This window comes from Kluyvera sp. CRP (assembly GCF_019930565.1).
GTDB lineage: Bacteria > Pseudomonadota > Gammaproteobacteria > Enterobacterales > Enterobacteriaceae > Kluyvera > Kluyvera georgiana_A.
The window spans coordinates 4095454-4107770 of the sequence record NZ_CP082841.1; the positions used below are offsets into that span (position 1 = coordinate 4095454).

Below are 12317 nucleotides of genomic sequence, written 5' to 3' on the forward strand. Positions count from 1 at the left end.
TTGCACCGCATTACCGCGTCGATGACAGCGCCAGGAAACGCACTGCCCGTCGAATGTCGCGAGTGCGCGGCGCGGGCGGCAGGCTGGCGAGGAACGTCGCGCCATAGGGGCGCATCACCAGACGGTTATCGCAAATCACCAGCACGCCGCGATCGTCCACATCACGAATCAGGCGCCCAACGCCCTGCTTAAGGGTAATCACCGCGTCCGGAAGCTGGACCTCTTCGAACGGATCGCCGCCGCGCAGGCGACAATCTTCCATCCGTGCTTTGAGCAGCGGATCGTCCGGGGAGGTAAACGGCAGTTTGTCGATGATCACCAGCGAGAGCGCGTCGCCGCGCACGTCTACCCCTTCCCAAAAGCTGCTGGTCGCGACCAGCAGCGCGTTACCGGCGCTGACAAACTGTTGCAGAAGCTGCCCCTTGCTAGTTTCCCCCTGCAACAAGACCGGCAACGTCATCGTCGCGCGGAACTGTTCGGCGAGATCGCGCATCATGGCGTGCGAAGTACAGAGCATAAAGCAGCGGCCATCGTTGGCCTCAATCAGCGGTTTGAGCATCGCCGCCAGCTGGCGCGCCGCCCCCGGTTGATTCGGCAACGGCAGATTGCGCGGCACGCATAAAAGCGCCTGGCTGGCATAGTCGAAGGGGCTGGGTAACAGCAGCGAGTGCGCCGCTTCAATACCCAGACGCTCGGTGAAATGGTGCAGATCGTCATTCACCGACAGCGTCGCCGAGGTGAAAACCCAACTGCCCGGTTTGGCCGCCATCACCTCTTTAAATTTGTCCGCCACGGTCAGCGGCGTTAGCGCCAGTGTAAAGTGGCGCGAGTTACATTCGTACCAGTAGCTGTAGCCGGGTTTGTTGATCTCTTTCAGGCGTTTCAGGCGCGCGCGGTAGAGCGTTGCGCGCTCGAAGGCGGCATCGAGCAGCGCAGAACGTCCCAGCGAAAGTTTCGCCACGTCGTAGCACAGCTCCAGCGCGTCATCGAGCAGCAGCAATGCACGCTGCACGGCGCTATCCGCCAGCAGGTCACGCAGGTTGCCACGATAGCCCGGGTCGCCGACCTGCAGGCGAAAATCCTGCGTCGCCTGCGCCAGGCGATCGGCGCACTTTTGCAACTGCTGAGTATCTTTCAGTTCGGTACGATAGGCGATGACCACGTCTTTCGCCAGATCCAGCAGCTGACGGCTGGAGAGCGACTGGCCAAAATATTGGCTGGCGATGTCCGGTAGCTGATGGGCTTCATCGAAGATCATCACATCGGCCTCGGGAATAAGCTCGCCAAAACCGCTCTCTTTGACCACCATATCGGCGAGGAACAGGTGATGGTTGACCACCACGACGTCGGCGTCCATCGCCTTTTTACGCGCCTTCACCACGAAACACTCCTGATACTGCGGGCAGTCGCTGCCAAGGCAGTTATCGTTGGTGCTGGTGACCAGTGGCCACGCCTGAGAATCCTCGGCGACGCTGACGCAGGTGCTGATGTCGCCATCAACCGTCTGGTTCGCCCAGCTGCGCAGCAGAATGACGTCGCTCAGGGTATTCACCGGTAGATCGCCGCCCGCCAGCGCTTGCTGTTCCAGACGCTCCAGACACAGATAGTTTGAACGCCCCTTTAGCAACGCCAGCTTGCCGGTGTAGTCCAGCGCTTTCGAAACGGTGGGTAAGTCACGGCTGTAAAGCTGATCCTGTAGTGCCTTCGACCCGGTGGAGATGATCACCTTTTTCCCCGAACGCAGCGCAGGGGCCAGATAGGCGTACGTTTTACCGGTACCCGTGCCGGCCTCAACCACCAGCGGCTGGCCTTCATCAATCGCCTGAGCGACGGCGTGCGCCATCTGGCGCTGCGGTTCACGCGGTTTAAAGCCGGTTATCGCCTGCGCAAGCTGGCCATCTGCTGCAAAATCGTCCGTCACGTTACCCCCTGGAAAAATTCCCAGTGATTATGTCAGGCCAGTCCAGGTTATGCCAGCCTAAGCCGTGACGTCGCGGCGACAATGTGGCAGTCTTAGCGCATCGACGTGATGTTAAAAAGGAAAGGAAAATGACGATTGTCCGTATTGATGCCGAAGCGCGCTGGTCTGATGTGGTAATTCATAACCAGACGCTGTACTACACCGGCGTGCCGGCAAACCTGGATGCCGACGCGTTTGAGCAGACGGCTAACACGCTGGCACAGATTGACGCGGTGCTGGAAAAGCAAGGCAGCGACAAGTCACGCATCCTCGACGCCACCATTTTTCTCGCCGACGGGGATGATTTCGCGGCGATGAACAAAGCGTGGGATGCATGGGTCGTCGCCGGCCATGCCCCGGTGCGCTGCACGGTGCAGGCGAAGCTGATGAACCCGAAATATAAAGTTGAGATTAAGATTATCGCCGCGGTATAAGCGACGATCCCCCTGGCCGGATGGCGGTACGCCGCTATCCGGCAACGCCCGCCAAACTGCCTGATGGCACTACGCTTGCCCCGGACACCACATCAGCTGTTCTTTCAGTTGCAGCGTCTCCTGCGGCACGCACTTCAGCGCTTCACGGTAGCTCGCCGCCTGCTTCGGATAACCCCGTATCGATTGCAGCAATACCCGTAGTGCGCTGTCCCAGACGATGCCCTGTAAGTCACTGTACGGCCACAGCTCCGGTTCACGGATAAACGGCACCAGATAGTCTATTCCCTGCTTCACCCCGCGTCCGTCACGGATGGTATTCCAACGGTCGAACTCCACGTGTTCGGCGTAGCGGTTGAGCAACAGATGCGCCTCAAGGTTAAACAACGAATAGTGGAACGGAATGGTACGCTCCAGTTCCATCGTCTGCTTGCCGTCCTGGTCAATTTGCGCCGCCATACGCTGAGTAATCCCCTGCTCAATAATGCGCGCCGCCAGCCCCTTATCGCCGTAGAACAGCGCGTTCACCGTGCGCTGCGCGTCGTACCAGGTGCCGTGGTTGTTGTGCCAGACATATTCAGAATGGCCAATTTCGCTGTAGTACATCCAGTGGTTAAAGTCGCGGAACCACTGGTGCAGGCCGATAATATCGTCAGTATCCAGCACGCTGGCGCCGTTAATCAGCCCGATGGTATCAACCACCATCCACAGCAGACGGGTATCAATCAGCCCGGTGCCGCGCCCGGAGACAATCCCCGGAATCGCCTGGCCGTAGTTGAGATGCGGGTTCATCCGCGTATCGCCATCAAGGAACCAGCAGCGAATCTGTTGCGCGGCGGCCTGCGCATACTGACGCTGGCCGGTGAAGTACCACGCCAGTCCCAGCGTCAGGCAGCGCTCGCACATACGGATAATGCGCGAGGTATCGGTGTCGTTGTTTTCGCACTGCGGGTTGATATGCCCGTCGCGACGAATATAGGGCAGCCCATTGGGCCGCCGCGGATTCGGCCACCAGTAGGTGCCGAGACTGTAGTAATCGTGGGCGTCGCCGCTCGCCGGACGCAGTTTTTTATGCACCACGCTTTCTGGCGGCTCGCGCCGCAGCTGATCGGCCTCCGCCACCAGTTTGCTCAGCGCGAGTTGCAACGGTGAGAACGGTTGCTTGAGGCCCGCGCGCGCATTTTCCAGGCAATTTTCATCCAGGGTGTACAGCTTCATTGCCACCTTATTGGCCCTCCAGGCACGCTATGCGCTGGCCGCTTTGCGCATCAAACAGATGCACACCGGAGAGCTTCGGCTGCAGCCAGATGTTGTCGCCCTCTTTCACCGCCAGGCGCTGCTTAAAGACCGACGTAAAGGCCCCGCCGCCGGTATCGCAAAACAGCTGCATATCCGACCCGGTATTCTCCACCGCCGTAACCTTCGCGGCCAGCGCATCATCCCGCGCTTCATTCACCACGTTGACCTGTTCGGGGCGGATAGCGTACACCACCTGCTGACCATTTTTCACCTGTAAACCCGCAGGCAACGCCAGCAGCGAGCCATCCTTCAGGCGCAGGCTGGTAGTCGGGCCGTTGATCACCACTTCGCCCGGCAGTTGGTTAATTTCCGGCGAACCGATAAAGCCTGCCACGAACAGGTTAGCCGGTTGGTCATACAACTCAAGCGGCGTCCCGGCCTGCTCAATACGCCCATCGCGCAGCACAACGATCATCTGCCCCATGGTCATCGCCTCGATTTGGTCGTGGGTGACGTATACCGAGGTGGTTTTCAGGCGACGATGCAGTTCGCGAATCTCGCCGCGCACCTGGGTACGCAGCTTGGCATCCAGGTTGGAAAGCGGTTCATCAAACAGGAATACCTGTGGCTTACGCACAATCGCGCGCCCCATCGCCACGCGCTGACGCTGGCCGCCGGAGAGATCCTTCGGCAGGCGCTCCAGCAGCGGCTCCAGCCCCAGCAGCGCCGCGGCTTCATCCACTTTTTGCTTAATTTCCGTCTTCGGCAGACGCGCCATTTTTAGCGCAAAGCCCATATTTTCGCGTACCGTCATCTGCGGATAAAGCGCATAGCTCTGGAACACCATCGCGATATCACGCAGCTTCGGTTCCACCTCGGTGACGTTACGCTCATTAATATGCACTTCGCCGCCGGAAATCTCCTCCAGCCCGGCAATCATGCGCAGCAGCGTGGATTTACCGCAGCCGCTCGGCCCCACCAGCACGCAGAACTCACCGTCAGGGATAGTCAGCGACACATCTTTAATCACGTGCGCATCGCCATAAGATTTACGCACGCTGTTCAGTACAACGGATCCCATTGGTAGCTCCTTATCCTTTGACCGCGCCGGACATGATCCCGCGGTTGAAATGTTTTTGCAGACCCAGATAAACAATGATGCTTGGCAGCATCGCCAGTAGCGTAATCGCAATGAAAATGTTCGGCGTGATGCTCTCGTCGGTACGCAGCGTGCCGAGGATTACCGGAATCGTGTTCAGACTGTCCTGGTTGACCACAATCAACGGCAGCAGGTACTGATCCCAAATCATAATGAAACCGAATGTCACCACCGTTCCCAGCGCCGGCTTCACCAGCGGCAGAATCACGTGGAAGAAAATCTGCCATTCGTTAGCGCCGTCAATGCGCGCCGCTTCTTCCAGCTCTTTCGGGATAGCCGACATAAACTCGGTCAGCACGAAGATGGAGAAGGCCCAGCCCACTACCGGCAGAATCATGCCCAGATAGCTGTTGTAGAGCGAAGCATCGATAAACGGCAGCCGCCAGTTGATGATCATGTACAGCGGAATGGCGATCACCTCTTCCGGCAGCATCATGGTCGAGAGAATCACCAGGCTGACCAGCGCGACGCCGCGAAACTTCTTACGAGCCAGCGCGTAGGCCGCCAGCGCGCTCACCGACACCTGCAAAATGGTGCCGAAGAACACCACCAGGATAGAGTTGAGCAGGTACTGCCAGACGCCGATGTCCTGCCAGGCGAAGATAAAGTTCTCCAGCGAGAACTGGTTCGGCCACGCCAGCAGCTCACCCGGTTTAACCGGCGCGCCGCTGAACGCAGTGGCCACGATACCCCAGAACGGCCCGACGAAGACAATCAGCAGCAGTGCGTAGATGCACCAGCGTCCTGCGGTATCCCAACGTTTACTTAACATCATGGCTCCTTAGTAACGTGCGATACGTTTTTTCAGCGTCAGATGGCAGATGGTTAACACCACCGTGAAGGCGAACAGCAGGAACGACACCGCCGAAGCGTAGCCGTAGTCGAACTGTTCGAAGCCCAGCTTATAGATGTGGGTCATAATCATCTCCGTGGCGTTAGACGGCCCGCCGCCGGTCGTGGCATACACTTCGGCAAACACGCGGAAACCACGAATAAAGGAGAGCATCAGCACCACCGACAGCGCCGGAATCATCCCCGGCAGCGTGACGTAGCGCAGTCGGTTCCACCAGTTAGCGCCATCCACGTTCGAGGCGTCATACAGGTCGCGGCTGATACCGGCCAGGCCGGCGATGAAAATGACCATGTTGTACGGCACCGCTTTCCAGATATGCAGCAACATGATGACGCCCAGCGCCTGATCCGAGCTGGCGAGGAAGCCCTGATCGGCAACGCCGAACCAGCTGAGAATATGGTTCACCACCCCGTTCGGCGTTGGGTTGAACAGAATGCGCCACATTTCGGCGACGATTGCCGCACTGGTGACCGCCGGCAGGAAAATGGCGGTTCGAATAAAGCGCAGGTGGCGCGCCGGGCCTTCCAGTAACATGGCCAGGAAAAAGGCCAGTATCGCCGCGGCAAACATGGTCACCAGCACGTACAGCAGGGTGTTAACCACCGCTGCGTGCAGCTCAACGTCGGCAAACGCGCGGGTAAAGTTGGCGAACCCCACCCATTCGTCCGGTTGGTTAAAATTGACCTTGTAAAAGCTCATCACCAGACCCTGAATCATTGGGATGAACTTAAACCAACTGAAGATCACCAGCGCCGGGGCGAGGAACAGCCACGGAATCAGCGCTCGCTTACGTTTTGCCGTCAGCCATCCAGTGGCGTCAGGCGACGCGGCTTGCTTTAGCGGCGCGGACTTCGTCTCATGCAGCGTCATCACATACTCCTTTACTTAGCCAGCACGTTTTGTTTTGCCAGCTCGGCGTTCACTTTGCCGTCAATCGTCTTCAGCTCGGCGCTGATATCGCTATTGCAATCGGCAAAGATGCGGTTGAAGCCGTCAGCGGCCACCTGACGCACCGGCGTCCAGTTCGGAATTTGCGGCACGTAGCGCCCTTGCTCGTTGTACAATTTGGCAAAGGTTTCCCAGCGTTCGTCCTGGTAGACGGCCTTCACATCCACGTTTTTGTTCACCGGCAGACGCACGACAGGAATATGCTGGCTGCCTTTACCCATGCCGATCTCCTGACCTTCCGGCGAGATCATAAATTCGATGAATTTGCGCGCGGCCTCTTTCTGCTGGCTGCTCTTCATCATAAAGACGGTGGTCCCTTCGGCGAGGGTTGCTTCGCCTTTCGGCCCCACCACCGGCACGACTTCGAATTTGTCTTTGCCCGGATCTTTATCAAACAGCGCAATGTGGTACGGGCCGCTGAAGAACATACCGCTCTGACCGGAACGGAAAGAAGGAATGACGTCGGCGGTGGTGGCGTTAATCGCCCCCGGTTGCGTGACCTTTTCGCACATCATGGTGCGCATGAAGGTCATGGCCTGCGCCACCTCCGGCGTATTCAGCGAGGCGCTGAAGGTACCGTTATGTTCCTTGACGAAATCACCGCCCGCCTGCCAGATAAAGCTGCTCATAAACCAGCTGGCGTAGCCGCGGGTTGTGGAGGCCGGAACGATAAAGCCGTAGGTATCGTTTTTACCGTTGCCGTCCGGATCCTGAGTGGTAAAGGCTTTGGCCAGGGTTTGAATATCATCCCAGCTTTTTGGCTGCGGCAGGCCCAGCTTTTCGCGCCAGTCCTTACGGACAAACAGCGCGAAGGTTTGCGCCGAGGTCGGGACGCCGTAGTATTTACCGTCGATATAGCGGGTGCTGTTCCACGCGGTGGGATACAGCTGATCGCCGCCGTTGATGGCTTTCGGGTCAATCTCTTCAGCGATACCCAACTGGATAAATTGCCCCAACGAGGCGGCATCGTTGAAAATCAGGTCAGGCAAGGCGTTACCGGCAGCGGCGCGTGCCAGGCGCTGCTCGAAGTCGGTCGTCGCGTTGAAATACTCGATTTTAATACCCGTTTTTTGCTCGAACGTCTCGGCCTCCTGTTTGTAGATATTCTTCGAGTCGTTACTTGCGCGGATCCAGACGTTAAGGGTGGTGGCGGCATAGCTTTGACCGATGCCAAGTCCCAAAGCGGAGAGAAGTAATAATGAACGTAATTTATTCGCAGACATGATGGCATATCCTTTATTGTAGGGCACAACGGTAAATAAATTCGCACCGACTGTTTTGAGAGGCAGTCGGCATTAATACAACATAGGTAAAAATTTATTTTCGAATATTAAATAGAAAGATATTTTCCAATACAACGGGACAAAAAAGAAATCCTATTTCAAAAACGCAAAAGGTGAATCAGATCACACACAGAAGTGACAGAATAAGTGACAAAAATAATTTAATTATTAATATCAATAAGATATGATTTTACACTTATTATTGATTAAATCAAAAAAAGTAGAAAACCAGCCAAAATCGTGATCGTCATTGCATTAAATGCGTCATTTTTTATCCATCGCAATAAGCATGATGAATATCACAAAAAAATTCACTTTGTCTTTTACACTGCACGCCATCCTATTTACACATTTATTTTTGTTAATTAAAAAGCCTGCCTTTTGCGTGCCGTTAAATACGCAATGGGGTAGTTCTCTTGTTATCTTTTCTCATATTTGCAGAAGGGTTATCACTATGAGTTCAATATCACGCCGAGGAATATTAGGCATTGCCTTACTCTGTTCCGGACTCAGCGCTTCGCTGTACGCTGCCGAACCGTATACGCTGGATGCGAAAGATCTGACCTTCAGCCGTCAGCAGATAGCGGCAAAAGACCCGCTCTTTATGCAGGCCGAAAGCGCGTTGTTAAAAAAGGCCGACCTTGCGCTGAAGCACCCGCTATTTTCGGTGATGGATAAAACGCTCGTCGCCGCCAGCGGCAACAAGCACGATTATTACAGCTTCCCGCCTTACTGGTGGCCGAATCCAGACACCAAAGACGGCCTGCCATACATCCGTAAAGATGGGCAAACCAACCCCGACGCCAACAGTGATGCCACCGATAAAAACCGTCTGGTGAAGATGAGTAACGATGTCTCAACGCTGGCGCTGGCCTGGTACTTCTCGCAGGACGAACGCTACGCGCAAAAAGCGGCGCAGCAGATTAAAACCTGGTTCCTCGACCCGAAAACCCGCATGACGCCTAATCTTCAGCATGCCCAGGCGATACCCGGAATCAACACCGGTCGCGGCATCGGGATTATCGATAGCCGGGCGCTGGTTGATGTGGTTGACGCGATTGCCATTCTGCAATCTTCTGGTGCGCTCAGCGAAAAGGACACTGGCGAGTTGAAGCAGTGGTTCGGCGATTTTTATCACTGGATGACCACCAGCCAGAATGGCTTCGAAGAAGAAAACTGGCATAACAACCACGGCACCTACTTTGATATGCAGGCCGCCACTTTCGCCCTGTTCAGCGGCAAAACCGAGGAAGCTAAAAAACGCCTCTATGTGACTCAGCTGCGGCGTATTGCCGGGCAGTTTGACGTGGAAGGCCGCCAGATGGCCGAGCTGGAGCGCACCCGCCCGTGGCACTACAGCAACTTCAATCTCGATGCCTACAGCCGTCTTGGCCGCTTGGGTGAGAAGGCCGGCGTCGATATCTGGAACTTTACCCTCGACGATCACAGCCTGCGCAAGGGTTATCAATACATCGCCGGATTTATCAATAGCGATACCCCATGGCCGTGGAAAGATCTCGACAAAATGGACGATAAAAAAGCGCTGCGTAACATGGCAACCGCCGCACATGCCTGGCCGGAAGATGCGTTGTTCCGCGAGAAAGCCCAGTGGCTGCGGGCAAAATATCCTGATGACATCACGACGCTCATCGCCCCTCTTAATGTGCCAACAGAGGTCAGGGATAACCAATAATGAAACAATTTTCTGGGCTATGGTCCGATATTGCCAGACGTGCAGCCGGCAATAGCGGCCTGATTGAACGGCTCATCAAGGATGCACAACCGGCGCTGAACGCCGAGGTGCGTATTCCGCAAAGCGGAATTGCCACCTGGAATCTGTACTATTTTTGTCCGCATCATGGGGTGCGGCTTATCTGGCAGCCGGACTCACCGCACCGCCATTGTTGCCCGGTCGACGGTGAAGCCTTCCGCGGCGAGCCGTGGGACGGCGCGTGGTGGCGAGAGATGAATGGCCGTAACGCCAGCGCTTGTCAGCAGCTCGGGCTGCTGTGGCAGCTCACCGGAGAGAAGGCTTATCGCGATAAAGTGCGTACCCTGCTGATGGGCTACGCCGACGTCTATCCCGGCTATGAGATACACGGCGGGATTCCTCACAACGGTCCAGGCAAGATGAACGCCCAGACTCTGTGTGAAGCCAACTGCATTCTGGATATGGCGCTGGGTTACGATTTTATTCAGCACAGCCTGACCGACGACGAGCGGCAACATATCAGCCGCAACCTGCTGCGCTGTGCGGCGACGTTTTTGCAGGCGCATCGCAGCCCGCAAATTCATAACCACGAAGTGAAAATCAGCGCTGCGTTGGGCGTGCTGGGTTTTGTGCTGGAAGATGAAGATCTGCTGGAGTTCGCCGTCAACGCCCCCTACGGGCTGCGCTGGCAGCTCGAGCACGGCCTGCTGGCGGAAGGGCTGTGGTTCGAAGGTTCAGTACACTATCACTACTACGCGTTGCAGGGCTTTTTCGCCTTTGAGAAACTGGCGCGGGGCACCCGCTGGAGCCTGCTCGACGGCCCGTGGTACCCGCAAATGCTCAGCTTCCCGCTCTCGCTGCTGCTGCCGGATGGCACCTTCCCGCGGCTCAACGACTGCATCGCGGGCCAGGAGAAACTGCACCACCGGGATCTCTACGAATTCGCCTGGTTTATCTGGCGCGATCCGCAGTACGCGGCCGTTTTGCACTTCACCGAGGCGCAGCCGGACGAAAGGGAAACCCTGCTATGGCGTGATAGTCCGCTACCGGAAACCACGCCGGACTTGATCCCTCAGCAGTCGCTGTTTGCGCCAGGCGCGGGTCTGACGCTCTGGCGTCGGCCGCAGCAACAGCAGGCGGTGCTGATCAAACACAGTCCGTGGGGCGGCGAGCATGACCATTATGACAGGCTGAGCCTGATGTTGTGGCAGCGCGACGGTTGGCTACTGCCGGATCTCGGCACGACCGGCTACGGCGCCAAAATGCATTACGACTATTACAAGAACAGCGCCACCCATAACACCTTGACGGTTAATCAGACCAATCAGCCTCCCGCCAATGCGGCGGTGCTGGGTTGGCATATGGGCGATGATTATCTGTGGCTGGATACGGAAGTGGATTGGGGGCAACCCCCGCCGCAGCTTAACAGCCATACCCGCGTAGAGTGGGATGAAGAGGCCTGGCGCGAAGTGCGTTTTCGCCGTCGCTTGCTGTGGCTGGACGACGTGCTGATCGACCTCTCCATGGTCGATAACCCGCACCGCCAGCAGCTTGACTGGACGCTGCATCTGGCCGCACAGGCGCTCGATCAAAGCGGTACGCCAATGCCCTTCTCGCTCAGTGGTCCGCTGCGGCATATGACGGAGTCGACCATGACGCCGTTGCATGGCTGTCAGCCGCGCCATTTTGCCCGTGAAGGCGATACCGTGGCGCTATGGCTGGCCGGCGACGGCGAACTGTGGCAGGGGCTGGCTCCGGATAACCCGGCGGTTAGCGACCTCAGCTACCTGGTGATGCGCAATCATCTGCCGCAGGCGCGATTTGTCTGTCTGTGGGATCTGGCGACGAAATCGCCGCTTACCGAGGTCAGCGTGCACCACACGGCTATCGGTACACAGCTCTCATTCTGGCGCGGTGAACGTGTCGCCCACGTCACCCTCTACGATGACCCGGCGTTGCCACCAGATATTCTTCTCTGACCCGCCGCCTTCCGGCAACGGAAGGCGCGTTTACCGCTTCTCGACGGTTATCATGCTGACGAAAGGATAGTACTGCCAGGGAATCGAGCCGCCCTGTTGATACATTTTAGAGATGGTGCCGTCGAGGTAGAGCATTTGTCGTACGTTGAGGCGCGATTGCGCATAACAGGCAAAATCGTAGAAATTGGTTTCCCGCTCGCTCAGCATGAATACCACCTTTCCCTCCGCAGTGATACCGACGCCGTTGCGCAGCTTACGTGAACTGGCCGATGGCTTCAGCCGCCAGTTAATCACGCCGTTTTCGATCAGCATCGGTCCGGACTGGACCGCATAGTCCATTCCTTTGGTGGATTTCAGCTCATTGAGGCTGACGATCCCCGCCTGCTGCCCGCGTAGATAAAACACGCCGCCGGGCTTAATAAAAAAATTCCCGCCGCCGGAGGCGCGGTTCACGGCTACCTTCTGCTGGCCTTTTTCGATATACAGCCCCAGCGGCACATGGGCTTTATCGTAAATGCCGCCGTTCATCGCCATCTGCACCCGACCCTCGTCGTTTATGGCGTTCAACAGCCCGCGTAGCGAGTCGTAGGCTTTGCCGTTAGGTTGGCGCCAGTACATGGCAATGCGTTCATGCTGGGCATCGACGGTGTAACTTTGCAGCGTGAGCTGGGGGTCTGTGAGTTGGCACGCATCCTGCGCGACTGCCGCCAGCGGCGCTATCGCCAGCAACAGGGGTATCATCCGAAAGGTCATC

General features: G+C 57.0%; 10 protein-coding genes. 3 read left to right on the forward strand and 7 right to left on the reverse strand.

Going from position 1 to position 12317, the window contains the following annotated elements:
• Positions 1 to 10: 10 nt before the first annotated feature.
• Positions 11 to 1921, reverse strand: coding sequence for an ATP-dependent DNA helicase (locus K7B04_RS19410; RefSeq protein WP_167575601.1), 1911 nt, complete (start codon positions 1919 to 1921; stop codon positions 11 to 13).
• 128 nt (positions 1922 to 2049) lie between these two features.
• Here K7B04_RS19410 and K7B04_RS19415 point away from each other — a divergent pair, with 128 nt between their 5' ends.
• Positions 2050 to 2394: a RidA family protein gene (locus K7B04_RS19415; RefSeq protein WP_064544814.1), complete on the forward strand. Its 345-nt coding sequence runs from the start codon at positions 2050 to 2052 to the stop codon at positions 2392 to 2394.
• A 69-nt stretch (positions 2395 to 2463) separates the two neighbouring features.
• Here K7B04_RS19415 and K7B04_RS19420 read toward each other — a convergent pair whose 3' ends face one another.
• From K7B04_RS19420 to K7B04_RS19440, 5 genes are read right to left on the reverse strand one after another with little or no spacing between them, the layout of a single operon-like run.
• Positions 2464 to 3609 (reverse strand): alginate lyase family protein, encoded by a 1146-nt coding sequence (locus K7B04_RS19420; RefSeq protein WP_163449272.1) that lies wholly within the window; start codon positions 3607 to 3609, stop codon positions 2464 to 2466.
• A gap of 7 nt (positions 3610 to 3616) precedes the next feature.
• Positions 3617 to 4711 (reverse strand): sn-glycerol-3-phosphate ABC transporter ATP-binding protein UgpC, encoded by a 1095-nt coding sequence (ugpC, locus tag K7B04_RS19425; RefSeq protein WP_223802807.1) that lies wholly within the window; start codon positions 4709 to 4711, stop codon positions 3617 to 3619.
• 10 nt (positions 4712 to 4721) lie between these two features.
• Positions 4722 to 5561, reverse strand: a complete 840-nt coding sequence (locus K7B04_RS19430) for a carbohydrate ABC transporter permease (protein WP_064544808.1) — start codon at positions 5559 to 5561, stop codon at positions 4722 to 4724.
• Positions 5562 to 5570: 9 nt separating this feature from the next.
• Positions 5571 to 6512: a sugar ABC transporter permease gene (locus K7B04_RS19435; protein WP_223802808.1), complete on the reverse strand. Its 942-nt coding sequence runs from the start codon at positions 6510 to 6512 to the stop codon at positions 5571 to 5573.
• An 11-nt stretch (positions 6513 to 6523) separates the two neighbouring features.
• Entirely contained in the window at positions 6524 to 7813 is a 1290-nt protein-coding gene (locus K7B04_RS19440) for a sugar ABC transporter substrate-binding protein (RefSeq protein ID WP_167575598.1), read from the reverse strand.
• Between the two features lie 514 nt (positions 7814 to 8327).
• On the opposite strand from K7B04_RS19440, the gene K7B04_RS19445 reads away from it, so the two are divergent.
• Together K7B04_RS19445 and K7B04_RS19450 are read left to right on the forward strand one after the other, a co-directional pair.
• On the forward strand, positions 8328 to 9566 hold the full coding sequence (locus K7B04_RS19445) for an alginate lyase family protein (RefSeq protein ID WP_223802809.1): 1239 nt from the start codon (positions 8328 to 8330) through the stop codon (positions 9564 to 9566).
• Complete coding sequence (locus K7B04_RS19450; RefSeq protein ID WP_223802810.1) at positions 9566 to 11563, forward strand: heparinase II/III family protein; 1998 nt, start codon at positions 9566 to 9568, stop codon at positions 11561 to 11563. The genes K7B04_RS19445 and K7B04_RS19450 overlap by 1 nt, the downstream gene beginning before the upstream one ends.
• Positions 11564 to 11593: 30 nt before the next feature.
• Here the strand turns inward: K7B04_RS19450 and K7B04_RS19455 are convergent, their stop codons facing one another.
• Complete coding sequence (locus K7B04_RS19455) at positions 11594 to 12316, reverse strand: phosphodiester glycosidase family protein (protein WP_223802811.1); 723 nt, start codon at positions 12314 to 12316, stop codon at positions 11594 to 11596.
• Position 12317 lies beyond the last annotated feature (1 nt).

Coding starts and splice junctions, on each gene's coding strand:
- K7B04_RS19415 (WP_064544814.1), top strand. CDS start 2,050: ATGACGATTGTCCGTATTGATGCCGAAGCGCGCTGGTCTGATGTGGTA.
- K7B04_RS19420 (WP_163449272.1), bottom strand. CDS start 3,609: ATGAAGCTGTACACCCTGGATGAAAATTGCCTGGAAAATGCGCGCGCG.
- ugpC (WP_223802807.1), bottom strand. CDS start 4,711: ATGGGATCCGTTGTACTGAACAGCGTGCGTAAATCTTATGGCGATGCG.
- K7B04_RS19430 (WP_064544808.1), bottom strand. CDS start 5,561: ATGTTAAGTAAACGTTGGGATACCGCAGGACGCTGGTGCATCTACGCA.
- K7B04_RS19435 (WP_223802808.1), bottom strand. CDS start 6,512: ATGACGCTGCATGAGACGAAGTCCGCGCCGCTAAAGCAAGCCGCGTCG.
- K7B04_RS19440 (WP_167575598.1), bottom strand. CDS start 7,813: ATGTCTGCGAATAAATTACGTTCATTATTACTTCTCTCCGCTTTGGGA.
- K7B04_RS19445 (WP_223802809.1), top strand. CDS start 8,328: ATGAGTTCAATATCACGCCGAGGAATATTAGGCATTGCCTTACTCTGT.
- K7B04_RS19450 (WP_223802810.1), top strand. CDS start 9,566: ATGAAACAATTTTCTGGGCTATGGTCCGATATTGCCAGACGTGCAGCC.
- K7B04_RS19455 (WP_223802811.1), bottom strand. CDS start 12,316: ATGACCTTTCGGATGATACCCCTGTTGCTGGCGATAGCGCCGCTGGCG.